General features: G+C 75.5%; 28 protein-coding genes. 17 read left to right on the top strand and 11 right to left on the bottom strand.

What is annotated here, in order from left to right; translation table 11 throughout:
* Positions 1–42 precede the first annotated feature (42 nt).
* Both hisG and FHX36_RS05925 read left to right on the top strand, forming a co-directional pair.
* Positions 43–909: an ATP phosphoribosyltransferase gene (gene hisG, locus FHX36_RS05930; RefSeq protein ID WP_110553973.1), complete on the top strand. Its 867-nt coding sequence runs from the start codon at positions 43–45 to the stop codon at positions 907–909.
* Between the two features lie 11 nt (positions 910–920).
* On the top strand, positions 921–1,346 hold the full coding sequence (locus FHX36_RS05925; protein ID WP_110553972.1) for an SSI family serine proteinase inhibitor: 426 nt from the start codon (positions 921–923) through the stop codon (positions 1,344–1,346).
* 12 nt (positions 1,347–1,358) lie between these two features.
* On the opposite strand, the gene FHX36_RS05920 is transcribed toward FHX36_RS05925, so the two are convergent.
* Positions 1,359–2,366, bottom strand: coding sequence for an oxamate carbamoyltransferase subunit AllH family protein (locus tag FHX36_RS05920; protein ID WP_183513588.1), 1,008 nt, complete (start codon positions 2,364–2,366; stop codon positions 1,359–1,361).
* Positions 2,367–2,756: 390 nt separating this feature from the next.
* On the opposite strand from FHX36_RS05920, the gene FHX36_RS05915 reads away from it, so the two are divergent.
* The 4 genes from FHX36_RS05915 (at position 2,757) to FHX36_RS05900 (ending at position 7,761) form a co-directional block, all read left to right on the top strand.
* A complete protein-coding gene (locus tag FHX36_RS05915) occupies positions 2,757–4,592 on the top strand; it encodes a PucR family transcriptional regulator (protein ID WP_221202789.1) in 1,836 nt (611 codons plus the stop codon).
* 145 nt (positions 4,593–4,737) lie between these two features.
* Entirely contained in the window at positions 4,738–6,183 is a 1,446-nt protein-coding gene (locus tag FHX36_RS05910; protein WP_110553140.1) for a uracil-xanthine permease family protein, read from the top strand.
* 84 nt (positions 6,184–6,267) lie between these two features.
* Positions 6,268–6,921 carry an NUDIX domain-containing protein gene (locus FHX36_RS05905; protein ID WP_110553141.1) on the top strand — a complete coding sequence of 218 codons (654 nt, stop codon included), beginning with the start codon at positions 6,268–6,270 and terminating at the stop codon, positions 6,919–6,921.
* A gap of 81 nt (positions 6,922–7,002) precedes the next feature.
* On the top strand, positions 7,003–7,761 hold the full coding sequence (locus FHX36_RS05900) for an SDR family NAD(P)-dependent oxidoreductase (protein ID WP_110553142.1): 759 nt from the start codon (positions 7,003–7,005) through the stop codon (positions 7,759–7,761).
* Between the two features lies 1 nt (position 7,762).
* Here FHX36_RS05900 and FHX36_RS05895 read toward each other — a convergent pair whose 3' ends face one another.
* Positions 7,763–8,161 (bottom strand): SRPBCC family protein, encoded by a 399-nt coding sequence (locus FHX36_RS05895; RefSeq protein ID WP_110553143.1) that lies wholly within the window; start codon positions 8,159–8,161, stop codon positions 7,763–7,765.
* 131 nt (positions 8,162–8,292) lie between these two features.
* Here FHX36_RS05895 and FHX36_RS05890 point away from each other — a divergent pair, with 131 nt between their 5' ends.
* Together FHX36_RS05890 and FHX36_RS05885 are read left to right on the top strand one after the other, a co-directional pair.
* Entirely contained in the window at positions 8,293–9,210 is a 918-nt protein-coding gene (locus FHX36_RS05890) for a DMT family transporter (protein WP_110553144.1), read from the top strand.
* A gap of 44 nt (positions 9,211–9,254) precedes the next feature.
* Complete coding sequence (locus FHX36_RS05885; protein WP_183513587.1) at positions 9,255–10,466, top strand: amidohydrolase family protein; 1,212 nt, start codon at positions 9,255–9,257, stop codon at positions 10,464–10,466.
* Between the two features lie 16 nt (positions 10,467–10,482).
* Here the strand turns inward: FHX36_RS05885 and FHX36_RS05880 are convergent, their stop codons facing one another.
* Positions 10,483–10,839: an ArsR/SmtB family transcription factor gene (locus FHX36_RS05880; protein ID WP_258372942.1), complete on the bottom strand. Its 357-nt coding sequence runs from the start codon at positions 10,837–10,839 to the stop codon at positions 10,483–10,485.
* Positions 10,840–10,937: 98 nt separating this feature from the next.
* Here FHX36_RS05880 and arsB point away from each other — a divergent pair, with 98 nt between their 5' ends.
* The 3 genes from arsB to FHX36_RS05865 all read left to right on the top strand — a co-directional run bounded on the left by arsB (position 10,938) and on the right by FHX36_RS05865 (position 13,041).
* Complete coding sequence (arsB, locus tag FHX36_RS05875) at positions 10,938–12,071, top strand: ACR3 family arsenite efflux transporter (protein ID WP_110553433.1); 1,134 nt, start codon at positions 10,938–10,940, stop codon at positions 12,069–12,071.
* On the top strand, positions 12,068–12,481 hold the full coding sequence (locus tag FHX36_RS05870; protein WP_110553434.1) for an arsenate reductase ArsC: 414 nt from the start codon (positions 12,068–12,070) through the stop codon (positions 12,479–12,481). The genes arsB and FHX36_RS05870 overlap by 4 nt, the downstream gene beginning before the upstream one ends.
* 62 nt (positions 12,482–12,543) lie before the next feature.
* The gene (locus FHX36_RS05865; protein ID WP_110553435.1) at positions 12,544–13,041 is read left to right on the top strand and encodes a DUF4396 domain-containing protein; all 498 of its coding nucleotides are present in this window, start codon (positions 12,544–12,546) and stop codon (positions 13,039–13,041) included.
* Between the two features lie 231 nt (positions 13,042–13,272).
* Here the strand turns inward: FHX36_RS05865 and FHX36_RS05860 are convergent, their stop codons facing one another.
* Positions 13,273–14,661 carry an FAD-dependent oxidoreductase gene (locus tag FHX36_RS05860; protein WP_110553436.1) on the bottom strand — a complete coding sequence of 463 codons (1,389 nt, stop codon included), beginning with the start codon at positions 14,659–14,661 and terminating at the stop codon, positions 13,273–13,275.
* Positions 14,662–14,750: 89 nt separating this feature from the next.
* Here FHX36_RS05860 and FHX36_RS05855 point away from each other — a divergent pair, with 89 nt between their 5' ends.
* Positions 14,751–15,110 carry an ArsR/SmtB family transcription factor gene (locus tag FHX36_RS05855; RefSeq protein ID WP_110553437.1) on the top strand — a complete coding sequence of 120 codons (360 nt, stop codon included), beginning with the start codon at positions 14,751–14,753 and terminating at the stop codon, positions 15,108–15,110.
* A 51-nt stretch (positions 15,111–15,161) separates the two neighbouring features.
* Entirely contained in the window at positions 15,162–15,611 is a 450-nt protein-coding gene (locus FHX36_RS05850) for a heavy metal-responsive transcriptional regulator (RefSeq protein WP_110553438.1), read from the top strand.
* A 138-nt stretch (positions 15,612–15,749) separates the two neighbouring features.
* On the opposite strand, the gene FHX36_RS05845 is transcribed toward FHX36_RS05850, so the two are convergent.
* Complete coding sequence (locus tag FHX36_RS05845; protein WP_110553439.1) at positions 15,750–16,556, bottom strand: DUF998 domain-containing protein; 807 nt, start codon at positions 16,554–16,556, stop codon at positions 15,750–15,752.
* 49 nt (positions 16,557–16,605) lie between these two features.
* Here FHX36_RS05845 and FHX36_RS05840 point away from each other — a divergent pair, with 49 nt between their 5' ends.
* Entirely contained in the window at positions 16,606–16,938 is a 333-nt protein-coding gene (locus FHX36_RS05840) for a YnfA family protein (protein ID WP_110553441.1), read from the top strand.
* On the opposite strand, the gene FHX36_RS05835 is transcribed toward FHX36_RS05840, so the two are convergent.
* On the bottom strand, positions 16,913–17,353 hold the full coding sequence (locus tag FHX36_RS05835) for a hypothetical protein (RefSeq protein ID WP_183513586.1): 441 nt from the start codon (positions 17,351–17,353) through the stop codon (positions 16,913–16,915). The two genes, FHX36_RS05840 and FHX36_RS05835, sit on opposite strands and share 26 nt — an antisense overlap.
* A gap of 108 nt (positions 17,354–17,461) precedes the next feature.
* Between FHX36_RS05835 and FHX36_RS05830 the strand changes: the two genes are divergently transcribed.
* Together FHX36_RS05830 and FHX36_RS05825 are read left to right on the top strand one after the other, a co-directional pair.
* A complete protein-coding gene (locus FHX36_RS05830) occupies positions 17,462–18,979 on the top strand; it encodes a UDP-N-acetylmuramyl-tripeptide synthetase (protein ID WP_183513585.1) in 1,518 nt (505 codons plus the stop codon).
* 44 nt (positions 18,980–19,023) lie between these two features.
* Positions 19,024–20,235 (top strand): MFS transporter, encoded by a 1,212-nt coding sequence (locus tag FHX36_RS05825; RefSeq protein WP_110552818.1) that lies wholly within the window; start codon positions 19,024–19,026, stop codon positions 20,233–20,235.
* Between the two features lie 26 nt (positions 20,236–20,261).
* Here FHX36_RS05825 and FHX36_RS05820 read toward each other — a convergent pair whose 3' ends face one another.
* From FHX36_RS05820 to FHX36_RS23390, 4 genes are all read right to left on the bottom strand, one after another.
* Positions 20,262–20,465, bottom strand: a complete 204-nt coding sequence (locus FHX36_RS05820) for a hypothetical protein (protein ID WP_110552817.1) — start codon at positions 20,463–20,465, stop codon at positions 20,262–20,264.
* An 86-nt stretch (positions 20,466–20,551) separates the two neighbouring features.
* Positions 20,552–21,241, bottom strand: a complete 690-nt coding sequence (locus tag FHX36_RS05815) for an NADPH-dependent F420 reductase (protein ID WP_110552816.1) — start codon at positions 21,239–21,241, stop codon at positions 20,552–20,554.
* Positions 21,242–21,327: 86 nt separating this feature from the next.
* Positions 21,328–21,651, bottom strand: a complete 324-nt coding sequence (locus FHX36_RS05810) for a hypothetical protein (RefSeq protein WP_110552815.1) — start codon at positions 21,649–21,651, stop codon at positions 21,328–21,330.
* An 83-nt stretch (positions 21,652–21,734) separates the two neighbouring features.
* A complete protein-coding gene (locus FHX36_RS23390; protein WP_110552814.1) occupies positions 21,735–22,742 on the bottom strand; it encodes a helix-turn-helix domain-containing protein in 1,008 nt (335 codons plus the stop codon).
* Between the two features lie 251 nt (positions 22,743–22,993).
* Between FHX36_RS23390 and FHX36_RS05800 the strand changes: the two genes are divergently transcribed.
* On the top strand, positions 22,994–23,818 hold the full coding sequence (locus FHX36_RS05800; RefSeq protein WP_110552813.1) for an alpha/beta fold hydrolase: 825 nt from the start codon (positions 22,994–22,996) through the stop codon (positions 23,816–23,818).
* Between the two features lie 44 nt (positions 23,819–23,862).
* Here the strand turns inward: FHX36_RS05800 and malQ are convergent, their stop codons facing one another.
* The gene (gene malQ, locus FHX36_RS05795) at positions 23,863–25,776 is read right to left on the bottom strand and encodes a 4-alpha-glucanotransferase (protein WP_110552812.1); all 1,914 of its coding nucleotides are present in this window, start codon (positions 25,774–25,776) and stop codon (positions 23,863–23,865) included.
* Positions 25,777–25,788: the final 12 nt, after the last annotated feature.

The following is a 25,788-nucleotide window of genomic DNA, read 5'->3' as shown; positions in this document are numbered from 1 at the left end:
CCGGGGACGGGGCCGTTCCATCACCTCACCGGGAGTCCTGCCGTGCTGCGCGTCGCTGTGCCCAACAAGGGCGTCCTGAGCGAGCCCGCGGCCGCGATGCTCGCCGAGAGCGGGTACCGGCAGCGCCGGACCACCAGCGAGCTGGCGGTCTACGACCCGGAGAACGACACCGAGTTCTTCTACCTCCGCCCGCGCGACATCGCGATCTACGTCGCCGCCGGCACGCTGGACGTCGGGATCACCGGCCGCGACATGCTGCTGGAGACCACCCCGAGCGACGGCGAGGGCGCGGTGGCCGCCGAGGTCATGCCCCTGGGCTTCGGCCGCTCGTCCTTCCGCTTCGCCAGCCCCGCCGACTCACCGGTCGACGAGGTCGCCAAGCTCGAGGGGCGGCGCATCGCCACCGCCTACCCGGGGCTGCTGCAGCGCTTCCTCGACGAGACCGGCATGAAGGCATCCGTCGTCAAGCTCGACGGCGCGGTCGAGACCGCCTGCCGGCTCGGTGTCGCCGACGCCGTCTGCGACGTGGTCGAGACCGGGACGACGCTGCGCGCGGCCGGGCTGCGGATCATCGGCGACCCGGTGCTGGCCAGCGAGGCGGTGCTGGTCGGCCGCGCCGGTGCCGAGGAGGTGCCCGCCGTGGCGCAGCTGCGCCGCCGGCTGCAGGGCGTCCTGGTCGCCCGCCGCTACGTGATGCTCGACTACGACTGCCCCAACGACCTGCTGGCCCGGGCCACCGCGATCACCCCCGGCCTCGAAGGCCCCACGGTCAGCCCGCTGCAGACCGAGAACTGGTCCGCGGTGCGGGCGATGGTGGCCAAGGACGACACCAACCGGGTGATGGACGAGCTCTGGGAGCTCGGTGCCCGGGCGATCCTGGTCACCACCATCGCGGCGTCCCGGCTGTAGCGGGCACGACCGTGCGGCGCGCCGTCCTCTGCCTGCTGCCGTTGCTGCTCGCCGGCTGCGCCGCGCAGGACGACACGGCGTTCCCCGGGCCGCCCGAGCCGTCCTCCGCCGGGCCGGCCGAGTCGTTCCTCCAGGTCGAGGTCGACCCGGGCGACGGCACGCCGGCCGTCGCGCACACCCTGGTCTGCCAGCCCGAGCCCAGCGGCACCTACCCCGACCCGGCGGCGGTCTGCGACCAGCTCGAGGCCACGGCCGACCCGCTCGCGCCGCTGCCGGCCGACCAGGTGTGCACCGAGCAGTACGGCGGCCCGCAGACCGCCCGGGTCACCGGCCGGTGGGCCGGGGAGGACGTCAGCCTGGAGCTCGCCCGCACCAACGGCTGCACCATCGACCAGTGGAACCGGCTGGCCCCGCTGCTCCCCGTCGACCTCGGCTGACCCGCCGGCGGCTCAGCGCGGCCGTGTGGTGCGGTCGACCAGGTCGATCGCGGTGCACAGGCCCAGCGCGAGCGCCCGGCCGCTGGTCGAGCCGGTGGCCAGCAGGGCCTGGATCGCCGGGGCCAGCGCGCCGTCGCCGACCAGACCGCGCAGGACGGCGGCGAACTCACCGCTGACCCGCCCGGCGGCGGCGTGCCGCAGCAGCGCCCGGGAGAGCTCGGTGGTGCGGCCCGCGGCCAGGGCGGTGACCCCGGCGCCGAAGCGCTCCGCGGCCGGGTGGCCGAGCAGCACCAGTCCGGCGGTGGTGCCGGCGAGCACGTCGTCACCGGCGGGGGTCAGGCCGGGCCCGAGCCCGACCAGCCGGGTCGCGGTGCGCAGCGCGGCGTCCAGGTCGGCCCGGCGGACGGCGCCGCGCAGGGCGGCGAGCGGACCGCTGGGCCCGCTGGGCAGGCCGGGCAGGACGAAGGCGCTGTGCGGCACACCCTCGCCGTAGAGCGCCGCGCGGAGCTGGCGGACGCCCTCGGGGAGCAGCGCCGGGCGGGCCGTGGGCAGCTTGGGCCGCGGGTCCCACCAGGCAGCGGCGCTCACGGTGAGGTCGCCGACCACCAGCCGGCCGCCGCCCACCCGCGCCGGCGCCCCGCTGGGGACCGAGACCAGCGGCCGGCCGTTGGAGGGGCGGAAGAGGACGCAGCCCAGCGGCAGCCGGGCGGCGTCGGAGGTGAGCACGCCGACGACGTCGGGGCCCTGCGGCGTCTGCACCGTGAGGTACACCGCGGCCGGGACGCTGAGCAGCACGCGGGCGGAGCGCACCGGCCCGCGCAGCAGGTCTGCCACACCGGTGCTGGCCTGCGCCGGGACGGAGGCGCGGTTGCCCGCGGCGCCGTTCTCCGGCGAGTTGCGGGGCAGGTGCAGGGTGGGCACGCCGGCGCGGGCTGCGCGCCCGGGGTGCGTCGTGCGGTGGGTCGTGGTGTGGTGAGTGCCAGCGGTCTGGCCGCCGGCGCTCTCGTCGATGGTGCGCATGTGCCCTCCACCCGTGCGGTCGACGGCGGCCGCCCCGTGTGGCGCCGTCCCGGCTCTGCTCCCCGGACGGACGGGAGCCCGCGCCCGGTCCGCAGCCGGGAGCGACCTACCATCCGTGCCAGGCACAGGTGTCCGGGTCACGAACCTAAGTGGCGCGTCCCCCGGGCCTGTATGGCGATTCTCGCCAAGCGTTGCTGTCGCCGTCCAGAGACGTCTGACAGAATCTCGGGCAGATGTCTCGGGCACGGCGTTTTGGGGGTACGTACAGTGACTGAACGTGAGGCATCCGTGACATACGCTGCACACAGCGATCGGGCGGCTACGTTCAGTACCGTCCCGGCCTCGCTGGAACCGGTCCTCTCGCAGCTCCCGCCGGCTGACCGCACCGCGATGCAGGACAGCATGGGGCTCACCGTCGACCAGCTGCTGCAGCTCCCTGGACTCGAGGGCACCATCGTCGTCGGTGGCGCCACCGGCACCCGGCGGATCGTCCGGCACGTCGCCGTCGACGACCCGGCCGACCCGCTCGCCGGTGGGCCCGACGTCCTGGTCATCCTCGCCTCACGGCTCCCGCAGGCCGACCCGGCCCAGAGCCGGGCGCTGATCGAGCGGCTGCACCGCGGCGGCAACGGCGCGCTGGCCTACCGGTCCGAGGCCGGGGTCGGCAACGCGGCGGGGGAGATGCCCGCCGAGGTGCTCGCCGAGGCCGACCGGCGCGGCTTCCCGGTGCTGGCGCTGCCCAGCTCCACCCGGCTGGACGAGGTCGTCGCCGAGGTGCTCGGCGCGATCATCGACAAGCAGACCCAGGCGCTGTCGCTCGCCAACCGGATGCACAACCAGTTCATCGACGTCGCGCTCTCCGGCGGTGGGCTGGCGGAGGTCACCACCCAGGTGTCCACCTTCCTGGCGGGCGCCGCGGTGCTGGGCCTGGGTCCCGACCGCGAGGTCGCGACCAGCGCCGGCCCGCCGGAGGAGGTCACCGAGATCCGCGACTGGCTGTGGCTGCTCGACGCCGCGGCCGACGACGCCTTCGGTGACCTCACCCCGGCCCGGCGGCTGTCGGGCAACCGCGCCGACCAGAGCGTGGTCACCCCGGCCGAGGTGCTCGCCGACGCCGACCTCTCCCCGGCCGACGGCATCCTGCTGGTGCCCGGTCACCACGAGCTGCCCGGCGGGGTCGGCGAGTACGCCGTCGCCCCGATCATGGCCGGCGAGCAGCGCCACGGCTGGCTCGTCGCGGTCAACCGGCACGGGCCGATGCTGCTCGGCGCCGGTGCGGTGCTCGAGCAGGCGGCGGTCATCGCCGCGCTGTCGGAGATCCGCTCCCAGGCCGTGCACTCCGTCGAGCTCCGGTTCCAGGGCGACCTGGTGCGCCGGCTGGTCGGCGGGGTGGTCGGCCACACCGAGCGGACGCTGGCCTACACCCGCTCCTTCGGCTGGCGGCTCGACGGGCCGGTCGTGGTCCTGGTGAGCGGCACCGAGACGGTCGCCGACGCCAGCGCCGACCCGACCCGCGCGCTCGACGTGCTCGACCGGCTCGCCGACGGCTGGCGGGCCGCGATCGACGCCGAGGTGGCCGGGGCCGCCGTCGCGGGCCTCGCCACCGAGATCGTCACCGTGCTGCCGCTGGACGGGCGCACCCCCGAGGAGCTCTCCGCGCTGGTCGCGGCCGTCACCGCCCGGGTCAACGCCCGGCTGCGGCGGGTCGGCCGGCTGCTGGGCACCGGCATCGGCCGCCCGGCCGAGTCGCTGTCGGCGCTGTCGGAGGCCTACCAGCAGGCGCAGCGGGCCCTCGTCGTCGGCCAGGAGATCCACGGCGGGCACGCGGTCACCCACTTCGACCAGCTCGGCGTCTTCCGGTTGCTGTCGCTCATCCCGGACAGCAACGAGCTGCGGTCCTACGTCGACGAGGTGCTCGGCCCGCTGGCCGACTCCTCGGACGTCGACTCCACCGACCTCCGCGACACCCTGCGGGTGCTGCTGGAGACCAACCTCAACGTCGCCGAGTCCGCCCGCCGGCTGCACTTCCACTACAACACGATGCGGTACCGGATCGGCAAGCTGGAGCGGCTGCTCGGGCCCTTCACCACCGACCCGACGCTGCGGCTGAACCTGCTGCTCGCGCTGCACGCCGCCCGGATGCGCGGGCTCGACCAGCCGCACCGCCCGCCGCTGGAGAGCCTGGCCTCCGTGGTCCTCGACGACGGGCTCGAGTCACTCGGGTGAGTCGGTGGTGTTACGCCCCGTCGCACGCGTTCGCCGTGACGTGAACGTGTCCTCCAGCCCTCTGGTGCGCGGGCTGTTCGGCTGTCATTGTGCGATCCCTCAGCGCTGAGCTACTTCGCTCGGCGGGCTGCTCGAGGAGGACCTGATGGCGTTCGGCTGGAAGCTCTACGGGGACGGGAAGACCCCGCCGCTGGGTGAGGCGGTGGCGCCCGACGAACGGCTGTCGTGGCCGCTGACCGTCGGCATCGGCGCGCAGCACGTCGTCGCCATGTTCGGCGCGACGTTCGTCTTCCCGCTCATCATGGGGCTGGACGCGAACCTCGCGATCATGATGAGCGGCATCGCGACGATCATCTTCCTGCTCATCGTGCAGGGGAAGGTCCCGTCCTACCTGGGCACCAGCGCCTCGTTCGTCGGCGGCGTCGCCGCGGTGCGGGCGCAGGGCGGTGACAGCGGCGACGTCGTCGGCGCGATCCTGGTCTCCGGCATCGTGCTGGCCCTGGTCGGGCTGCTGATCCAGCGGGCCGGCACCGTCGTGGTCAACAAGGTTTTGCCGCCGGCCGTCACCGGCGCGGTCGTCCTGCTGATCGGCTTCAACCTCGCCCCGGTCGCCGCGGCCACGTACTGGCCGCAGGACCAGTGGGCGGCGCTGGCCACGATGACCTTCGTCATCGTCGTCTCGCTGGCGCTGCGCGGCTTCTGGGCCCGCATCTCGATCCTGCTCGGGCTGGTGTTCGGCTACCTGCTCTCGCTGCTGCTGGACGCCACCGCCGGGCAGATCACCTCCCCCGACGGCACCGGCGCGGTGGTCACCCGCGACCGGGTCAACCTCGACGCGGTCGGCCAGGCCGACTGGTTCGGCCTGCCCGACCTCACCGCGCCGTCGTTCTCGGTCAACTTCTCGCTGCTGGTGCTGCCGGCCGTGATCGCGCTGGTCGCGGAGAACGCCGGGCACGTCAAGGCGGTCGGCGAGATGACCAAGCGCAACCTCGACCCGGTGCTCGGCCGGGCGGTCTTCGCCGACGGCGTCGGCACCGTGGTCGCCAGCTCCGTCGGCGGCTCGCCCACGACCACCTACGCGGAGAACATCGGCGTCATGGCCGCGACCCGGGTCTACTCGACCGCGGCCTACTACGTCGCGGCGCTGGTGGCGATCCTGCTCGGCCTGGTGCCCAAGTTCGGCGCGATCGTCAACGCCACCCCGGGCGGCGTGCTCGGCGGGATCACCGTCGTCCTCTACGGGATGATCGGTCTGCTGGGCGCCAAGATCTGGAAGGAGAACCGGGTCGACTTCGCCAACCCGATCAACCTGGTGCCGCTGGCCGCCGGGATCATCATCGGGATCGGCAACGTCAACCTGACGTTCACCGACAACTTCTCCCTCGGGGGCATCGCCCTGGGCACGATCGTGGCCGTGGCCGGCTGGCACCTCGCCCGGGCACTGGCACCGGCGGAGATGAAGGCGGCGCTCTACGACGAGGGCGGTTTCGCCGGCGGCACCGGCCCGGCGCTGGGCGCCACCGGTGGCCACCGGGCCGGCGCCGGCGGGGCCGACCCGTCCGACGTCGACCGGGCCAACCCACCGCGCTGACCGCCAGCACACCGATCGACCGGCCCGGCTCCTCCGCGGAGGAGCCGGGCCGCACCGTGTCCGCACCGAGCAGGGAGAACTGGCATGACCGCGGGGATCGACGAGCCGGACCGGCGGGGCCGCACCGGCCTGGACCGGGTGGGCCGCGACCTGACCGGCAACGACGACGTCCGGGTGCGCGAGGTCGAGCTGCTGAGCAGCGACTGGTACGTGCTCCGCCGGACGACGTTCGACATGCGGCACCGCGACGGGCACTGGAGCACCGAGCAGCGGGAGACCTACGACCGCGGGAACGGCGCCACCGTGCTGCTCTACGACCCGGACCGCCGGACGGTGCTGCTCACCCGCCAGTTCCGGTTCCCCGCCTACGTCAACGGCCACCCCGACGGCCTGCTGCTGGAGGCCGCCGCCGGCCTGCTGGACGACGACGACCCGGCGACCGCGGTGCGCCGGGAGGCCGAGGAGGAGACCGGGCACCGGGTCGGCGAGCTCACCCACGTCTTCGACCTGTTCATGAGCCCGGGCTCGGTCACCGAGCGGCTGCACTTCTTCGCCGGCCCGTACGGCAGCGGCACCCGGCAGACCGACGGCGGCGGGCTGGCCGACGAGGGCGAGGACATCGAGGTCGTCGAGCTGGGCATCGACGAGGCGCTCGCGCAGGTGGGCACCGGGATCGTCGACGCCAAGACCGTCCTGCTGCTGCAGTGGGCGGTGCTGGCCGGGCCGTTCGCCCGCTGAACCGCGGGCGCGTGGCGCCCGCCCCGGCGGGGCACAGGCCTCGGCGAGGGGTCGCACCGGCGGCCCGGAGGAGGGGCACGCATGAGCGGGAGCACGCAGCCACTGGCCGGGAAGGTCGCCCTGGTGACCGGGGCGTCCTCGGGCATCGGGGAGGCGACGGCGATCGCGCTGGCCGAGGCCGGTGCCGCCGTCGCGATCGGCGCGCGGCGCCGGGACCGGCTGGACGCGCTGGCCGGCAAGCTGCGCGACGGCGGGGCCCGGCTGCTGCAGCTGGACCTCGACGTCACCGACGAGCAGGCCTGCACCGCCGCCGTGGCCCGCACCCGGGAAGAGCTGGGCGGGCTCGACGTCCTGGTCAACAACGCCGGGGTGATGCTGCTGGGCACGATCGTCGGCGCCGACACCGAGGACTGGCGCCGGATGCTGCAGACCAACGTCATGGGCGTGCTCTACATGACCCACGCCGCCATCGAGGGCATGGTCGAGCAGGGCTCCGGCGACGTGGTCAACGTGTCCAGCGTGGCCGGGCGGGTGGCCCGCAAGGGCGCCGGGGTCTACAACGCCAGCAAGTGGGCGGTGAACGCCTTCAGCGAGTCGCTGCGCCAGGAGGTGACCGGCCGCGGGGTGCGGATCGGCCTGGTCGAGCCCGGTGCGGTGGCGACCGAGCTGACCGACCACATCACCCAGCCCGAGGCCAAGCGCGCGTCGAAGGAGATGGCGCAGGCGATGACGCCGCTGCAGGCCGAGGACATCGCCCGCGCCGTGCTCTTCCTGGTCACCCAGCCACCGCACGTCGCGGTCAACGAGGTGCTGGTGCGCCCCACCGACCAGGAGCGCTGAGTCAGCCGGCCTCGAGCACCCGCTTGAGGGTGCCGAGGTCGGCGGTGATCGCGTCGGTGTCGGCGGCCCACTCCTCGTCGGTCATCGCCGGCTGCCGGCGCGCGGTGAACACCACGTCACTGCGATCCGGGCCGTCGGCCAGCACGCGCAGCGGGTTCGTGGTGGTAGTCCCGTCGGGCAGCACCACGTCGTGGTCGAGCACGCCGTACTCGTTGACCGGGACGAACCGCACGAGCACCCGGCCCATCGGGGAGTCGGCCACCCACTCGCCGCGCTCGCGCCGGATGCCGCCGGCCAGCCCGGCGGCCCACTCCGGCAGGTGGGCGGGGTCGCGGACGTAGGCGTAGACGGCTGCGGCGGGCCGGTCGATCGAGACGGTGAGGTGGCGGGACTCGGTCATGTGCGCATCGTGCCCTGCCGCACCGACCGGACCGCACCCATCCCGCCAGAGACCGCCGGTCGACGGCCAGCCCGGATGCCGCGTCCGGAACCCGCGAGACCCCGCCGTCCGGCGTCCGTAGGTTCTCGGTCGTGCCCACCGCGACGCGAGCTCCGCTGACCCTGCTGGCCGTGGTGGTCACCGTGCTGGCCTGGGCGTCGGCCTTCATCGGCATCCGCGCGGTGGGGGAGGACCTGTCGCCCGGGGCCCTGGCGCTGGGCCGGCTCGTCGTCGGCACCCTGGTGCTCGGCGTGCTGCTGGCCCCGCGCGGCTGGGTGCGGCCCACCGCCGGTGAGTGGCGGCTGCTGGTGGTCTGCGGGGTGGGCTGGTTCGGCATCTACAACGTCGCGCTCAACGCCGCCGAGCAGCACCTGGACGCCGGGACGACGGCGATGCTGGTGAACATCGGCCCGGTGCTGATCGCGGTGTTCGCGGGGCTGCTGCTGGGCGAGGGCTTCCCGCGCTGGCTGGTGATCGGGCTGGGCGTCGCCTTCTGCGGGGTGCTGCTCATCGGGGTCGCCACCCGCAGCGCCGGGGCCGACCTGCTCGGCGTCGCGCTGTGCGTGGTCGCCGCGGTCACCTACGCCGGCGGCGTGGTGGCGCAGAAGCCGCTGCTGCGCAGGCTCCCGCCGCTGCAGGTCACCTTCACCGCGTGCGCGATGGGGGCGGTCTGCTGCCTGCCCTGGGCGGGCGTGCTGACCGGCGAGCTCGCCGACGCCCCGGGCTCCTCGATCGCCGGGATGGTCTACCTCGGCGTGGTCCCGACGGCGATCGCCTTCAGCACCTGGGCGTACGCGCTGTCCCGGATGGACGCCGGCCGGCTGGGCGCCACCACCTACCTGGTGCCGCCGATCGTCGTGCTGCTGGGCTGGCTGCTGCTGGACGAGGTGCCGCCGGGGCTGGCCTTCGTCGGCGGGGCGGTCTGCCTGGCCGGGGTGGCGCTGTCCCGCCGCCGCGACCGGCCGCGCCCGCCGGTGCCCGTGCCGCAGGAGGCCGGCTCCGCCACCTGAGCCGTCGTAGCAGGGCCGACATCTGCGCCTGCTACGACTCTGCCGTGACCACCGACCCAGCTGACCTCGTCGTCACCGGTGCGCGGTTGCGCAGCGGTGCGGTCGTCGACGTGCACTGCGCCGGCGGCGTGGTGACCGCCCTGCCGCCGGCCGGCGCGCAACCGGTCCCGGCGGGCGCGGTGGTCGTCGCGGCCGACGGCGGCCTGGTCACCGAGCCCTTCGTCGACGCGCACCTGCACCTGGACAAGGTGCGCACGCTGCCCTGGATCGGCGACGCGGCGCTGCAGGCCTACACCGGCGACGGGATGGCCGACTCCGCGCGGGGCATCGACCTGGCCCGGGCGGTCAAGGAGCAGTACACGCTCGAGCGGCTGCTGCCCTCGGTCCGGCAGGCGCTGGCCGACGGCGAACGGCACGGGGTGCTGCACGTCCAGGCCTTCGCCGACGTCGACACCGCGGCCGGGCTGGTGGGGGTGCAGGCGGTGCTGGCCGCCCGGGAGGAGTTCCGCGGCCGGGTCGACGTCTCGGTCGTCGCCTTCCCGCAGGACGGCGTGCTGCGCGACCCGGGCGCCGCCGAGCTGGTCGAGGAGGCGCTGGCCACCGGTGCCGACGTGGTGGGCGGCATCCCGTGGATCGAGGAGTCGGCCGCCGACCAGGAGGCGCACGTCGAGTGGGCCTGCGCGCTGGCCGCCCGGCTGGGCCGGCGGGTGGCGATGCTCACCGACGACGCCCCGGACCCCGGCTACGACACCACCCGGATGCTGGCCGAGGCGATGCGCCGGCACGGGCTGGCGGGCCGCGGGGTCGCCTGCCACGCCCGCGCGCTGGGGCACTACGACGCCGAGCGGCAGGCCGCGGTGCTCGCGCTGGCCCGCGAGGTCGGCCTGGGGCTGGTCAGCGACCCGCACACCGGGTCGGTCGCGCTCCCGGTGGAGCGGGCGGTCGCGATGGGCGTGGCGGTGGCGCTGGGCCAGGACGACATCGAGGACGCCTACTACCCGTTCGGCCGGCACTCCCTGCTGGAGGTGGCCTTCCTCGCCGCGCACCTGCTCGACATGCGCACCGGGCCGCAGCAGGAGGTGCTCGTCGACCTGGTGACCACGTCGGCGGCCCGGGTGCTCGGGCTGGGCGGGTACGGCCTGCGGGTCGGCGGGCCGGCCGACCTGCTGGTGCACGACGCGACCCGCACCGTCGACCTGCTGGCCCGGCACGCCGCGCCGCGGGTCGTGGTGCGCGGGGGAGTGCTGCTGGGCTGAGCAGGCGCGGGCGGGGTCAGCGCGCGCCGGGCAGCGCGCCGGTGACCCGGTCCAGCGCGCCGGGCACCAGCGAGTAGTACGCCCAGACGCCGCGCTTGTCGCGCTGCAGGAAGCCGGCGTCGACGAGCACCTTCAGGTGGTGCGACACCGTCGGCTGGGAGAGCCCCAGCGGGGTGGTCAGGTCGCAGGCGCAGACCTCGCGGCCCTCGGCGCCGGCGACCAGGGAGAGCACCCGCAGCCGGGCCGGGTCGGCGAGCGCCTTGAGCGTGCGGGCGAGCTCGGTGGCGGCCTCGGCGCTCATGGCGTCGGCGAGCGCCGCGGGCGTGCAGCCGACGTCGACCAGCTCCAGCAGCTGCGTCCGCGCGGTGTCCACCGGGCCAGTATCGGCCGGACATTGACGGCTGTCGATACCCCGGGCATCCTCACCACGGACATCGACCGGTGTCGATGAACCCGAGGAGCAGCCCCCGCATGAGCGACACCGTCGCCGAGACCCCCCGGCCGGCCACCGACGTGGAGACCCCGGTGCTGGCCCGGCTGTCGACGCTGGACCGGTTCCTGCCGGTGTGGATCCTGGTGGCGATGGTCGCCGGTCTGCTGCTCGGCCGGCTGGTGCCGGGCCTCGACGACGCGCTGGACGCCGTCCGGGTCGGCGAGGTGAGCCTGCCGATCGCGGTCGGGCTGCTGCTGATGATGTACCCGGTGCTGGCCAAGGTCCGGTACTCCGAGCTGGACCGGGTCACCGGCGACCGCAGGCTGCTGGCCGCCTCGCTGGTGCTGAACTGGCTGATCGGGCCGGCGCTGATGTTCGGCCTGGCCTGGGTGCTGCTGCCCGACCTGCCCGAGTACCGCACCGGCCTGGTCATCGTCGGCCTGGCCCGGTGCATCGCCATGGTGCTGATCTGGAACGACCTGTCCTGCGGTGACCGGGAGGCCGCCGCCGTCCTGGTCGCGATCAACTCCGTGTTCCAGATCCTCGCCTTCGGCGCGCTCGGCTGGTTCTACCTGCAGGTGCTCCCCGGCTGGCTGGGCCTGCCGACCACCTCGGCGGAGTTCAGCGTGTGGGCCATCGTCGTCTCGGTGCTGGTCTTCCTCGGCATCCCGCTGGTCGCCGGGTTCCTCACCCGCACGATCGGCGAGCGCAGCAAGGGCCGCGACTGGTACGAGGGCCGGTTCCTGCCGCGGATCGGCCCGGTGGCGCTCTACGGGCTGCTGTTCACCATCGTCATGCTGTTCGCCCTGCAGGGCGACGCCATCACGTCGAACCCCTGGGACGTCGTCCGGATCGCGCTGCCGCTGCTGGCCTACTTCGCGCTGATGTTCGGCGGTTCGTTCCTGCTCGGCATGCGGCTGCGGCTGGGCTACGCGAAGACCGCCACGCTCGCCTTCACCGCCGCCGGCAACAACTTCGAGCTGGCCATCGCCGTGGCGATCGGCACCTTCGGCGTCACCTCCGGCCAGGCCCTCGCCGGCGTCGTCGGCCCGCTGATCGAGGTGCCGGTGCTCGTCGCGCTCGTCCACGTCTCGCTCCGGGCCGCCCGCCGCTGGTTCCCCGGCGACCCGACCGTCCCCACCACCACCGAGCCCTCCCGGAGGAGCGCATGAGCACCCCCAGTGTCCTGTTCGTCTGCGTGCACAACGCCGGCCGGTCCCAGATGGCCGCAGGGTGGCTGCGCCACCTGGCCGGCGACGCCGTCGAGGTCCGCTCGGCCGGGTCGGTCCCGGGCGACCAGGTCAACCCCTCGGCCGTCGTCGCCATGGCCGAGGTCGGCATCGACATCTCCGACCAGCAGCCCAAGGTGCTCACCACCGACGCGGTCGAGGCCTCCGACGTGGTCATCACCATGGGCTGCGGTGACGCCTGCCCGGTCTTCCCCGGCAAGCGGTACCTGGACTGGGTGCTCGAGGACCCGGCCGGCAAGGGCGTGGAGTCGGTGCGCCCGATCCGCGACGAGATCGAGGGCCGCGTCCGCGGCCTGCTCGCCGAGCTGCAGGTGCCCGCCGCCGGGCGCTGAGGGGGTGACACGGATACCCCCGGGGGGTATAAAGGTCGCACCGGCCGACCCGAGGAGGACCGATGCACCAGCACCCCGCCCCGTCCCTGCACGACCGACCCGCGGGGCACGTCGGGCACCGCGGCCCGGTCAGCTGGGCGATGGCCGCCCAGGCCACGCTGCACTGCCTCACCGGCTGTGCGATCGGTGAGGTGCTGGGCATGGTGATCGGCACCTCGCTGGGCCTGCACGAGCTGGCCACCGTGGCCCTCGCGATCGCGCTGGCGTTCGTGTTCGGCTACGCGCTGACCATGCGCGGGGTGCTGCGCGCCGGCCTCCCGCTCCGGCAGGCGCTGGGCGTCGCGCTGGCCGCGGACACGATCTCGATCGCCGTCATGGAGGTCATCGACAACTCGGCGATGCTGCTCATCCCGGGGGCCATGGACGCCGGCCTGGCCAGCGGTTTCTTCTGGGGCGCGCTCGCGGCATCGCTGGCGCTGGCCTTCGTGATCACGACGCCGGTCAACCGGTGGCTGATGGGCCGCGGCAAGGGGCACGCCGTCGTCCACGCCCACCACTGACCGGCACGGCGGTCACCGGGACGAGCTGAGCGCCGCCGCGCCCGCCGCGGCGGCGACCAGCCCGGCCAGTCCGATCAGCAGCGGCACCCGGTCCGGGCACGGCCCGCCAGCAGGGCGAGGGCGGCCGCCGGGGCGGCGACGATCGCCACCGTCCGGCCGGCCGGGGTGGTGCGGGCGTCGCGCAGAGCGCGAAGAGCACCAGCGGGGGAGCGATCTGCTCGCGTGGCGGGCTCACGCGCCGGCGACGGCGACCTCGTCGTCGTGCTCCGCGGACCAGCCGTGCTCCCGTCCGGTGCTGAAGCCGACCGGCGTCGCGCAGCTCGCCGCAGACGTCTCGGCGTCCTCGCGGGCGCCGAGGTCGGTGCTGCAGACGCCGGTGGAGGGCAGGTGCAGCTGCACCTGGTCGGCGCCGGCGGTGTCGCCGGCGAGGGCCGCGGCGACCGAGCGGACCTGCTCGTAGCCGGTGGCCAGCAGGAACGTCGGCGCCCGGCCGTAGGACTTCATCCCGACCAGGTAGAGGCCCTCGTCGGGGTGGGCCAGCTCGCGGTGCCCGTGCGGCGGGACGGTGCCGCAGGAGTGGGAGTTCGGGTCGATCAGCGGCGCCAGCCGAACCGGCGCCTCCAGCGCCGGGTCGAGGTCCAGCCGCACCTCGCGGAGCATCGCGAGGTCGGGGCGGAAACCGGTCGCCGCGGCGACCGCGTCGACGTCGAGCGCGAGGGCCGCGCCGTCGCGGGCGGTGCCGGTGACCCTCAGCCGGCCGCCGGCGGACGGCGTCAGGGCGGTGACCGCCACCTCGCGGTGCAGGGTGACGGCGCCGGCCTGCACCGCCTCCTCGAGCCGCGAGCCCAGCAGGCCGCGGGCCGGGAGGCCGTCGTCGTCGCCGCCGCCGTAGAGCCGGGCGGGGGAGCGGCCGCGGATGGCCCAGCTGATCTCCGTGCCGGGCACGGTCTCCCGGAGGGCGACCAGGGCGAGCAGCGTGTTGGCGGCGGAGTGCCCCATGCCGATGACCAGGGTGTGCTTCCCGGCGAACCGGGCCCGGTCGGCGCCGAGCACGTCGGGGAGCGGGCCGGTCAGCCACGGTGCGGCCTCCGGCTCGCCGACGGCGGGGAGCCCGGCGGTGCCCAGCGGGTTGCGCTGGCCCCAGGTGCCCGAGGCGTCGACGACCGCTCGCGCGGGGAGGTCCTCGACCCGGCCGTCGACGACGGTCCGCACCAGGTAGGGCCGGCCCTCGCGGCCCACCGTGCGGGTCTTGTCCACCCCGGCCCGGGACACGGCGGTCACCCGCACGCCGGTGCGGATCCGCGGCGCCAGGGCTGCGGTCGCCGCGAGCGGGGCGAGGTAGCCCTCGACCAGCTCGGCGCCGGTGGGCAGCGCGTCCGGGTCGGGCGCCGTCCAGCCCTCGGCGGCCAGCAGCCGGGCGGCCGCGGCGTCGACGTCGTACTCCCAGGGCGAGAACAGCCGGACGTGCCCCCAGGCGCGCACCGCGGCCCCGGGCGTGGGCCCGGCCTCCAGCACGAGCGGCTCCAGGCCGCGCTCGAGCAGGTGGGCGGCGGCGGCCAGGCCGACCGGCCCCGCCCCGATCACCACGACCGGCAGGTCGTCCGTCGTGTCTGCGCTCATGGCGTGCTCCGTCCTCGTCGTCCACCAACGTCGAGGGACATTAACAGCGGATGCTGTTGACAGCAACGGCGATGTGGCAGACTGGCCGCATGACGCAGGCCCTGGACGTCCGCCTCCTCGACGTCGACGAGCAGACCTCGCCGGCCGACCGCGCCCGGCTGCTCGCCCCCCAGCTGAAGGCGCTGTCGGACCCGAACCGGCTGCACCTGCTGCTGCTGCTCGCCGAGGGCCCGCGCACCGTCCGCGAGCTCACCGACGCGGCCGGGATGAGCCAGACCCTGGTCAGCCACCACCTCGCCCCGCTGCGCGAGCAGGGGCTGGTCACCATCACCCCCAAGGGCCGCAGCAACGTGTACGCGTTGTGCTGCGAGGCCCTCGCCGGCCCGGTGAAGGCGCTGGCCACCCTCGCCGCGCTCACCCCCGAGGGCGCCGACGCCTGCTGCTCCTGACCGGCGAGCGGGCTTGACCCCGGACCCGGGTCCAGGGTCGACGATGGCGGCATGACGACGACGACCGCCCGCGGGCTCCGGGTCGCCGAGCTCGCCCGGTCCGTGGGCGTGCCCACCGACACCGTCCGCTACTACGAGCGGGTCGGCCTGCTCCCGCCGCCCCGGCGCACCGCGGGCGGCTACCGCGACTACGACGCCGGCGCGGTCGACCGGCTGCGGTTCATCCAGGGCGCCCAGCGGCTGGGCCTCCGGCTGGTCGACATCGGGCACCTGCTCGCCGTCCGGGACACCGGGGAGTGCCCCTGCGAACCCGCCGGTGAGCTGCTCGGCCGCCGCCTCGCCGAGGTCGACGCGGAGATCGCCCGGCTGGTCGCCCTGCGCACGGAGATGGCCGCCATGGCCGCCGCGCTGCCGCAGGCCGACTGCCCGCCACCGGCCCCGGGCACCTGGTGCCCGCCGACCGAGGAACCGGAGGGAGGGGACCGCGCATGCCCACGATGACCTGCGACTGCGGCTGCGAGTGCACGGACACCGGCTGCTGCTGAACCGGTGACGCCGACACCGCTCCGGGACGGCCATCCCGAGGGCGGTGACCGAGCGGGCGGGGGTGGCCGTCCCCGCCTCTCGGGCCGGGCGCGTTCAGCGGCGGCGTGGCGCCCAGGGGTCCTCGGGGTCGAAGTCGTCGTCCTCGTCGGCCGCCCGCGGTGCAGCGGCCGGCGGCGCCGGGCGCTCCGCCGGCCGACGGGCCGCGGCCTCCAGGGCGGCGTCGCGCTCGGCGGCGCGCTGCAGCCGCTCGAGCCGGGCGTCCTCGCGCAGCTGCCGCCGGCTGGGCGTGCCGTCGGGGTTGGTCAGCGCCAGCCAGTCGTCCTTCTGCCGCCACAGCGCGATGCCGGCCGCGGTGAGGCCGAGCGGGATGACGTAGCCGGCCACCCGCTCCATGCCGCCCTCGCCCAGCAGCAGGAAGACGGCCGAGCCGAAGAAGATCGTGCCGATGACCCCGACCAGCCCGAGCACCGCCAGCGTGGTGCCGAGCTCCTCGGACCGGGGGCGCACCCCGTACGCCAGCGCGATGAGCCCGAGCCCACCGCCCAGCAGGTGCGCGGTGGCGCCGATCCCGTGCACCGTGGCGTTGCCGTCGGAGGGGAAGAGGCCCACCACCAGCACCCCGAGGCCGGCGACCACCAGCAGCACCCGGGCCAGCCGCCCGCCGGTGCCGGCGAGCCCGGGGCCGAGCAGCAGCGCGCCCGCGGCGATCAGCAGCCCCTGGACGACGAACGAGGCGTTCATCAGCACCCGGGCGGCCGAGTCCGCCGTCCCCAGGTCGCTGATCACGTCCCCCGAGTAGGAGTAGCCGCCGAACTGCGATGCGGCGATCGCCTCGACGACGAAGAACTGCAGCGTGAGTGCCCACGCGAGCCCGCCCCAGCGGTACCGGCTGTCCGTCACGAGGAGCCATGGTCCCAGCCCCGGCCGGGGAGGCGGCAGAGTGGGCGCCGTGACCGCCCGCTCCATCGCCCTGTTCGTGCTCGCCGCGCTGCTGGAGATCGGCGGCGCCTGGCTGGTCTGGCAGGGCCTGCGCGAGCACCGCGGCTGGGCGTGGGTCGGCGCCGGCGCGGTGGCCCTCGCGCTGTACGGGGTGGTGGCGACCCTGCAGCCGGACGCGGCGTTCGGCCGGGTGCTGGCGGCCTACGGCGGGGTCTTCATCGTCGGGTCGCTGCTGTGGGCCGCGGTCGCCGACGGCTTCCGGCCGGACCGCTGGGACGCCGCCGGCGCCCTGGTCTGCCTGGTCGGCGTGGGGATCCTCATGTACGCGCCGCGGGGCTCCTGACCGGCGCCAGCTGGGCGAGCACGGCCGCGTACTGGGCCGGCGACAGCCACGAGGGGTTGCTGCCGGCCGGCATCCGCAGCACCTCCGCCGCGCGCGCCCCCGGGTCGGCCAGCAGGTCGGCGCGGTCGACCGGCTCCGCCAGCCGGGTCAGCCGGACGGCGACCTCCGGCCCGCTCCCGCCTGCCGCGGGGACCGCGGTCAGCTCGCCCACCGCGTGCACGCCCGGCCGGTCGCGGCCGCTGACCCACAGCAGGCACGGCTGGCCCGGGCCCATCAGGTCCAGCCGGTAGGAGCGACGCAGGCAGCGGACCAGCTCCCGGGTGGTCCCCGGTGCCCATCCCGGGGCCACGACGTCCAGCGGGGAACTGCTCTTGACCACCCAGCAGGCGACGTCGCCCGGCTCCAGTCGCGGCACGCCCCCAGCCAACCAGCGGCTGCACCGGGCCGCCGCCGGAGCCCGTTCGGTGCCGCGCATTCCGGTCTCGCGCTGCCGACCTGGCCGTTCGGCCTTAGCGTTCCCTGGGTGTCGCTCCCGCCCGTGACCTGGTCAGCCGTCGAACACCGGGCTCGCGCCGTCGCCACCGGCCCGGTCGCCCGCTCCGGGGGTGCTGACGACCTCCTGCTGCGCGGGCTGGTCACCGACTCCCGCGCGGTCACGCCGGGGTCGCTGTTCGCCTGCGTGCGCGGCGGCAGCAGCGACGGTCACCGCTTCGCCGAGGCCGCCGTGGCCGCCGGGGCGGCCGCCCTGCTCACCGACCGCCCGGTGCCCGGGGACGCGCCCCGGCTGCAGGTGCCCTCGGTGCGCGCCCTGCTCGGCCCGCTGGGCGCCCTGCTCGCCGGTGACCCCGCCGACGAGCTCCGGCTGGTCGGCGTCACCGGCAGCAACGGCAAGACGACGACGAGCACGCTGGTGCGCGGGGTGCTCGAGGCCGCGGGGGAGTGCGCCGGGGTGGTCACCACGCTGGGTGCCCGGGTCGCCGGGCAGGAGCGCGGCACCCGGCTGACCACGCCCGAGGCCCCGGAGCTGCACGGCCTGCTCCGCTGGATGCGCGACGCCGGGGCCACCAGCGCGGTGGTCGAGGCGTCCTCGATCGCGCTGGACGTCGGCCGGGTCGACGGCGTGCACGTCGAGGTGGCGGTCTTCACCGGCTTCGAGGAGGACCACCTCGACCACCACGGCACCATCGAGCAGTACTGGGCCAGCAAGGCGCTGCTGTTCAGCCCCGAGCGCTCCGACAGCGCGGTCGTCGTCGTCGACGAGCCGTGGGGCCGGCGGCTGGCCGACCAGACCCGGGTGCCGGTCACCCGGGTCTCCACCCGCGCGGACGCCGACGCCGACGTGCGGGTCATCAGCTGGCGCACCGGGGCCGAGGGCACCAGCCTCGTGCTCGAGGACCCCGACGGCCGGCACTGGATCTGCTCACCGCTGGTGGGTCGGGTGCACGTCAGCAACCTCGCTGCCGCCTGGGCCACCGGCCGCTCGCTGGGGCTGTCCCCGGACACCGTCGCCGCCGGGCTGGCCGCGACCGCACCACCGGCCGGCCGCAACACCCTGCTGCGCGGTGCGGGCGGCCCGCTGGTGGTCGTCGACTACGCGCACACCCCCCGCGCGCTGGCCGAGGCGCTGCAGACCGCGCGCGGGCTCACCGGCCCGGCCGGCCGGGTGCACCTGGTGCTCGGGGCCCGGGGCCGCCGGGACCGCTACAAGCGGCAGGGGCTGGGGGTGTCGGCGCGCGCCGCCGACGCCGTCTGGCTGACCAACGAGGGCAGCCACGGCGAGCGGCCCGAGGCGATCGTCGAGGAGCTGCGGGTCGGGCTGATCGGCGGCAGCGGCGTGGTGCACACCGTGCTGGACCGGCGGGAGGCCATCACCGAGGCGGTGCAGGCGGCCGGGGAGCGGGACGTCGTGCTCGTCGTCGGGCGCGGTCACGAGAAGACGCTCACCGACGACGGCGCCCCGGTGGCCTTCGACGACGCCGAGGTGGCCCGCGAGGCGCTGGACTCCCTCGCCGAGGCGTTGGTGGCCGAGCAGGCCTCCTGACCCCTGCGCGGGGTGCCCGCGCTCACAGGGGCAGGCTGCACCGGGTGACGGAGGCGTGGCCGGGGCACCAGGTCGGTGAACCGGCGTTCCGGCGGGCGGCGCTCGCGGTCTTCCTCGCCGGGGTCGCCGTCTTCGCCACGCTCTACGCCCCGCAGGCGCTGCTGCCCGAGCTCACCCGGTCCTTCGGCGTCTCCCCGGCGTCCTCGACCCTGGCCATCTCGACCAGCACGGGCGCGCTCGCCGTCGGGCTGCTGGTGCTCGGACCCGTCTCCGACCGGCGGGGCCGCACCGGCATCCTGCACGCCAGCCTCGCCGCCGCCGCGCTGCTCGCCGTCCTCATCGCGCTCGCCCCGTCGTGGTGGGTGCTGCTGGTGCTGCGCGGGCTGCAGGGCTTCGCGCTCGCCGGGCTGCCCGCGGTCGCCGTCGCCTACCTGCGGGAGGAGCTGCACCCGGCGGTCAGCTCCCGGGCGATCGGCCTGTACGTCAGCGGCACGGCGATCGGTGGGCTCACCGGCCGGCTGCTCAGCGGGTTCCTCACCGAGCTGGGCGGCTGGCGGGCGGCGCTGGGCGGCGCGGCCGTGCTCGCGGTCGGCTGCGCGGTCGCCGTCCGGCTGCTGCTGCCGCCGTCCCGGCGGTTCGCCCCGGTGCTCCGGCAGGGGCCGCTGCTCCGCCAGCTCGCCGGGGCGTTCACCGACCCCGCGCTGCTCGCGCTGTACGGGATCGCGGCGCTGCTGATGGGCGGCTTCGTCGCCGTCTACAACGCCGGTACCTTCCGGCTGGAGTCCGAGCCCTACTCGCTGACGCCGGCGCTGGCCGGGCTGGTGTTCCTGGCCTACCTGCTGGGCTCGGCGAGCTCGCCGACCGCCGGTGCGCTGGCCGACCGGTTCGGCCGGCGGCTGGTGGTGCCCGGCGCGGTGCTGGTGATGGGCGCCGGCATCGCCCTCACCCTGCCCACGCCGCTGTGGTGCGTCGTGCTGGGCCTGTGCGTGCTGACCACCGGCTTCTTCGCCGCGCACGGGGTGGCCAGCGGCTGGGTGGCGGTGCGCGCGCAGCTGGGCGGGCGGGCCGTCGGGCAGGCCTCGTCGCTCTACTCGTTCTGGTACTACGTCGGTTCCTCGGTGGGCGGCACGCTGGCCGGCCGTGCCTGGTCCGACGCCGGCTGGACCGGGGTGGCGCTGCTGGCCGGCGGGTCCACGCTGGCCGCGCTGCTGCTCACCGTGCTGCTGGGCCGGACCCGGTCCCTGGAGCGCGGCTGACCCGCCGCGCCCAGGGACCGCGGGTCTCAGGCCTCGGTCGCGTCGTGCTCGTAGGCGCCCGCGGGGTCGGCGTCGTCGGAGCCCACGGCCTGCCGCTCCAGCTCGGTGCGGTGCTCGAGCACCTCGTCGGACGGGTGCGGGTCCTTGGCGTGCTGGGTGCGGTCCCGGGTGACCGGCTCCTCGGGGAGGATCACGTCGTCGAGCGTCGGTTCGTCGTGCGGGCTGGTCATCCTCGTCCTCCGCTCTCGCCGCCCAGCGGTTCCGGGCGTGCTGGTCCTGCGGTATCCCGCGACGGGGTCCGCCCAAACCGACCGGCTCAGCCGGGGCGCCGGGCGAGCCGCAGGTTGCGGACCAGCTCCTCGCGGCTCTGCCCGTCGACGTGGTGGCGCCACATCGGCGTGCCGGGCGCGCTGCGCCACGACTCGCTCAGCGGGCTGTTGTCCACCGCGTCGAACCCCAGGTCGTCGTAGAAGCGGGTCACCAGCTCGACCGCGTCCGCGTGGTCGCTGGAGACGACCAGCGCCTTCCGGTCCGGTGCTCCGGCCGGCCGGGCCAACCGGACGACGGCGGGCAGCAGGTCGCTGGGCACCCGCACGGGCGAGCGCTCGTGGAACTGGACGTGCGTGAAGGCCTTGACCACCTTCGAGGTGGGCAGCTGCTGCTGGCGCAGCTCGTGGACGGTCGTCCGGCCGGAGTCGACCTCGGGGAGGTGGCCGTCCCGCCAGGCCATGTAGTTGTTGTTGTCGATCACCACCTTCCCGGCGAGCTCCTCGACCGGGAGGTGGTCGGTGGGTGCGTAGGGGTACGCGAGGAACGCGAAGTCCGCCGCAGCCGCGGCCTCGGCGGCGGAGGCGGCGCGCGCCCGCGGGCCCAGCTCGCCGACGAGCCCGGCCAGCGTCCGGGGGTCCCGCGAGTTGGCGATCACGACGTCGTAGCCGGCCGCGATCGACACCCGGGCGAGCGTGCTCCCCGCCTGGCCGGCGCCGATGATCCCGAGGGTGCTCACGAACGCCAACCTAGGTCGCGCCGGAGCGTTCAGCGGGGGCCCTGCCACACCCCCGGCTCCGGACGCCGGGCGGGCCCGCGCGGAGATCAGCCCTGCTTGAGCTGCTCGGCGGGCAGCCAGGCCTCCACCAGCACCGGGCCGTGGTCGCCGACGACGGTGTAGGCCACCCGGCCGTGCCAGCCGTCCTCCCGCTGGCGCCACTCCACCAGCAGGCCCGGCCAGGTGCCCGGGGCGTCCGGCGGGTCGTGCACCCAGCAGTGCCGGCCGTGCCCCTCGCCGGCGGGCCGGCGCACCGGCGGCCGGCCGGACGGCGGGGGTGCCGGGGGTGTGGGTGCTGGCGGCGGTGGGGCGGGGACCCCGGACCGGGCGGCCCGGTCGGCCAGCGACCCGCCGTGCCGCCCCCGGCTCATCCCACCTGCCACCCGGTGATGCTCTCACGCGGATCGAACACCTGTTCGACACCGGCGCGTCGTACCGCGCCGGCTGCCCGGCGTCAGCCGTCGTCGCGGGGGCGTGGCCGGGGCAGCTGCGGAGGCGGGGCCGACGGCGCGGCCGACGCCTGCCGCCACTCGCGCGGGGTCAGGCCGAAGGCCCGCCGGAAGCGGCGGCTGAAGTACGAGGGGTCGGAGAAGCCCCACCGGCGGGCGACCACGGCGACCGGACCCTGGCGGCCGGGCGCGGAGGCGAGCTCGGCCCGGGCTCCCTCCAGCCGTTCCTCGATGATCCACTGCTCGAGGCTGAACCCGCCCGCGGCGCAGAGCCGGTACAGCTGGCGGACCGAGATGGCGTGCGCGGCGGCGATCCGCTCGGCGTCCAGCCCCGGCTCGTCCAGGTGCCGGCGCACGTACGCGCGCACCCGGGTCAGCAGGGTCTCCGCCGCCACGTCCGCCCGCGCGCGGTCGCCGGCGGCGGCGGAGGCGAGCAGGGTGCGGGTCAGGTCGATCGTCGCCGCGGCGAGCGCGTCGACCAGCGGCCGGCCGGCGAGCTGGGCGACGTCCCGGGTGACCTGGTCCAGGTGGGCGGCGACCAGCGGGTGGAACGGGCTGCGGTGGGCCAGCGGCACCGCGCGGCGCACGACGTCGACCGGCAGGCCCAGCCGGTGCACGGGGATCGTCAGCGCCCGGCACACCCCGCGGCCGGTCCAGGCGTAGTCGTAGGCGGTCGAGACCTCGGTGAGCGCCAGCCCGCCGCACGGCACCACCTGCCGCCGGTCCAGGTGGTCGTGCAGCCCCTCGCCGACCTCCTGGACGGTGAAGGACACGGTCGGCACGGTGTCCTCCCGCGCCTGGCGCGGCGAGCGCCGGAACGCCAGCTCGCCGGTGAGGTCGGCGCGGAGCACCGAGATGCCACCGAGGTCCCAGGTGTCCAGCCGGGCGCGCACCGGCAGCGGGGAGCTGCTGATCCGGACCGTGGAGACCATCGCGGCCTCGAGCCGGGCGGCGACCTCGGCGGGCCGGCGGTCGGGCGGCGCGAGCCGGTCGGTGTCGAGCACGGTCACCACGGGGCGCTCCTGGGGGGTGTTTCCACGGCGGCGCTGCCCTGACGGTGGGGATCCTGCTGGCCGGCGAGCGGCCGTGTAAAGGATCTCACGGAGCCGCGGAGTGGCAGCCACGGTCCGGAGCCCGGCACGCACAGCACACCCGGCGGCGGGCCCCCGACCTAACGTCCGGGGCGGCCCGCGGTCGGACCGGCCGCGGCCGGGTCAGCGCCGACCGAACCGTCCCGCACGACTCCGAACCCAGGAGGAGCACCATGCCCATCGTCACCACCACCGACGGCGTCGAGATCTTCTACAAGGACTGGGGCACCGGGCAGCCGATCGTGTTCAGCCACGGCTGGCCGCTGTCCTCGGACGACTGGGACGCCCAGCTGATGTTCTTCGTCCAGCACGGCTACCGCGTGGTCGCCCACGACCGGCGGGGCCACGGCCGCTCGACCCAGACCGGCGACGGCCACGACATGGACCACTACGCCGACGACCTCGCCGCCGTCGTCGCGCACCTGGACCTGCACGACGCCGTGCACGTCGGCCACTCGACCGGCGGCGGCGAGGTCGCCCACCACATCGCCCGGCACGGTCAGGACCGGGTCGCCAAGGCGGTGCTGATCAGCGCCGTGCCGCCGATCATGGTGCAGACCGAGGCCAACCCGGGCGGGCTGCCCAAGAGCGTCTTCGACGGCATCCAGGAGCAGGTCGCCACCAACCGGTCGAACTTCTACCGGGAGCTGCCCGCGACCGCGTTCTACGGCTTCAACCGGCCCGGCGTGGAGCCGCAGGAGGCCGTGATCCAGAACTGGTGGCGGCAGGGGATGATGGGCGGCGCCAAGGCCCACTACGACGGCGTCGTCGCCTTCTCCCAGACCGACTTCACCGACGACCTGAAGAAGATCACGGTGCCGGTGCTGGTCATGCACGGCGACGACGACCAGGTCGTGCCCTACGCCGACTCCGGGCCGCTCTCGGCGGAGCTGCTGCCGAACGGGACGCTGAAGACCTACGCCGGCTTCCCGCACGGCATGCCCACCACGGAGGCCGCGACGATCAACGCCGACCTGCTGGAGTTCATCCGCTCCTGACGGTCACCCGGTGGGGTCCGGCCGCCCGGCCTGACCCCACCGGGTCACTTCTTCTTGCTGGTGCGGCCCTTGGCCGACGGCTTCTTCTTCGCCGGGGTCTTGGCCGGCTGCAGCCCCTCGGCCAGCACCCCGGCCACGGCCTGGACGCCGGCGTGGGCGGCCAGCTCCTCGGTCGGCACCGGCAGCGGCAGGCGCCAGTTGGGCCGCTCGTTCGCGCCGGGCATGTTCGGCCGCCGCTCCTCGGCCAAGGCGTCGTCCAGGGTCGCCGACAGCAGCGTGCACGGCGCCCCGGCCAGCCGCCGGTAGGCCGCCTCCACCGCCTGGGCGGGGGTGGCGCGCTTGGCCACCTTGCCCAGGTGCGCCAGCAGGGACGCGCGCCCGCGCTCGAGCTCCTCGTCGGTGCCCAGCCCGTGCTCGCGCTGCTCGGCCAGGTCCGACCCGGTCCACAGCCCCGGGATGGTGGGCAGGTCGTGGGTGGTCACCGCGGCCATCGCCTCGGCCGGCCACTGCGCCGGGTCGTCGTCCTCGAACCACAGCAGCTTGTAGGACAGGATGCCGTGCTCGGCCATCGCCTCGCGGACGCCGTCCTCGACGGTGCCCAGGTCCTCGCCGACGACGATCGCCTGCGCCCGGTGGCTCTCCAGCGCGACGATGTCCAGCAGGTCCTCGTAGGGGTAGCGGACGTAGGCGCCGTCCGCGGCGCTGCCGTCCGAGGGCACCCACCACAGCCGGAACAGGCCCATCACGTGGTCGACCCGCAGCCCGCCGGCGCCGGCCATGGTGGCCCGGATCGACTGGACGAACGGCTCGTAGTCGGCGGCCTGCAGCCGCCACGGCACCAGCGGCGGCGAGCCCCAGTCCTGGCCGAGGCTGTTGAACGCGTCCGGCGGGGCGCCCACGCTCACGCCCTGGGCCAGCACGTCCTGCCAGGCCCACGCGTCGGCGCCGCCGCCGGCGACCCCGATCGGCAGGTCCTGGATGACGGTGATGCCCTCGGTGGCCGCCCGCAGCTGGACGTCGAGCAGCCACTGCAGCCAGGCGTGGAAGGCGACCTCGCGGTCGTGCGCGGCGGCGAAGGCGGCGACGGCCGCGCCGCGGGGGTCGCGCAGCTCCGCCGGCCACTCGTGCCAGTCGGGGCCGTGCTCGTCGGCGAGCGCGCACCAGGTGGCCCAGTCCATCAGCGGCTGCCCCTGGTGCCACCACCAGTCGCGGAAGGGCTGCTCGGCCTCGGGGGTGGCGGAGCCGGCGTCGAAGACACGCTGCAGCACCCGGCGCTTGAGCGCCCAGATCGCGTCCCGGTCGATGAGCTCGCCGTCGTTGAGCGCCCGCCCGGCGTCGGCCTCGGTGTCGACGGAGTCGGCGCCGGGCACGTCGGCGATCCGCAGGTAGACCGGGTTGCGGAAGCGGCGGGTGGCCGGCAGGTAGGGGCTGTCCTCCTGGCCCGCCGTCGGGGCGACCGCGTGCAGCGGGTTGACCAGCACGTAGCCGGCGCCCTGCTGCTGGGCGAACTCGCGGATGGTGCGCAGGTCGCCCAGGTCGCCGATGCCCCAGCTGCCCGCCCCGCGGCTGGCGTAGAGCTGCACCGCCCAGCCCCAGGCACGCCAGCCCTCGGGCAGCCAGCAGCGGCCCGGGGAGACGATCAGCCGGCGGTCGCGGCCGTCGGGGGTGCGCAGCCGGTGGTAGCCCAGCGGGAAGTCCTCGGGCAGCTCGCCGTCGACGTGCCGGGTGGTGCCGTCCTCGCACGCCACCTCGGCCTCGTCGACCTCGAGCGGGTCACCGGGGCGCGCGACGATCGGCGCCCGCTCGGCGAGGTCGTCCGGCGGGGTGCCGATGACCTCCCGCAGGCGCTCGATCGTCGCGGGCGCGACGGTGTGCTCCTCGTCGAGGGCGTCGAGCCAGCTGGCGTCGATGCCCCACGCGTCGGTGGTGGGCTTCGGCGGGTGGGCGGTGCTCGTCACGCACCGATCCTC

The organism is Modestobacter versicolor (genome assembly GCF_014195485.1).
In the GTDB taxonomy this organism is placed as follows: domain Bacteria; phylum Actinomycetota; class Actinomycetes; order Mycobacteriales; family Geodermatophilaceae; genus Modestobacter; species Modestobacter versicolor.
The sequence above is the reverse complement of the archived record's forward strand: the minus strand, read 5'-3'. Positions and strand labels throughout refer to the sequence as shown.

Excerpts from the sequence above, each read along its gene's own strand:
- FHX36_RS05850 (WP_110553438.1), top strand. The coding sequence starts at position 15,162 with ATGACGACGACGACCGCCCGCGGGCTCCGGGTCGCCGAGCTCGCCCGG.
- FHX36_RS05920 (WP_183513588.1), bottom strand. The coding sequence starts at position 2,366 with ATGCGCACCATCGACGAGAGCGCCGGCGGCCAGACCGCTGGCACTCAC.
- FHX36_RS05905 (WP_110553141.1), top strand. The coding sequence starts at position 6,268 with ATGACCGCGGGGATCGACGAGCCGGACCGGCGGGGCCGCACCGGCCTG.
- FHX36_RS05870 (WP_110553434.1), top strand. The coding sequence starts at position 12,068 with ATGAGCACCCCCAGTGTCCTGTTCGTCTGCGTGCACAACGCCGGCCGG.
- FHX36_RS05865 (WP_110553435.1), top strand. The coding sequence starts at position 12,544 with ATGCACCAGCACCCCGCCCCGTCCCTGCACGACCGACCCGCGGGGCAC.
- FHX36_RS05855 (WP_110553437.1), top strand. The coding sequence starts at position 14,751 with ATGACGCAGGCCCTGGACGTCCGCCTCCTCGACGTCGACGAGCAGACC.
- arsB (WP_110553433.1), top strand. The coding sequence starts at position 10,938 with ATGAGCGACACCGTCGCCGAGACCCCCCGGCCGGCCACCGACGTGGAG.
- FHX36_RS05810 (WP_110552815.1), bottom strand. The coding sequence starts at position 21,651 with ATGAGCCGGGGGCGGCACGGCGGGTCGCTGGCCGACCGGGCCGCCCGG.
- FHX36_RS05915 (WP_221202789.1), top strand. The coding sequence starts at position 2,757 with ATGCAGGACAGCATGGGGCTCACCGTCGACCAGCTGCTGCAGCTCCCT.
- FHX36_RS05910 (WP_110553140.1), top strand. The coding sequence starts at position 4,738 with ATGGCGTTCGGCTGGAAGCTCTACGGGGACGGGAAGACCCCGCCGCTG.
- FHX36_RS05820 (WP_110552817.1), bottom strand. The coding sequence starts at position 20,465 with ATGACCAGCCCGCACGACGAACCGACGCTCGACGACGTGATCCTCCCC.
- FHX36_RS05800 (WP_110552813.1), top strand. The coding sequence starts at position 22,994 with ATGCCCATCGTCACCACCACCGACGGCGTCGAGATCTTCTACAAGGAC.
- FHX36_RS05860 (WP_110553436.1), bottom strand. The coding sequence starts at position 14,661 with ATGAGCGCAGACACGACGGACGACCTGCCGGTCGTGGTGATCGGGGCG.
- FHX36_RS05895 (WP_110553143.1), bottom strand. The coding sequence starts at position 8,161 with ATGACCGAGTCCCGCCACCTCACCGTCTCGATCGACCGGCCCGCCGCA.
- FHX36_RS05900 (WP_110553142.1), top strand. The coding sequence starts at position 7,003 with ATGAGCGGGAGCACGCAGCCACTGGCCGGGAAGGTCGCCCTGGTGACC.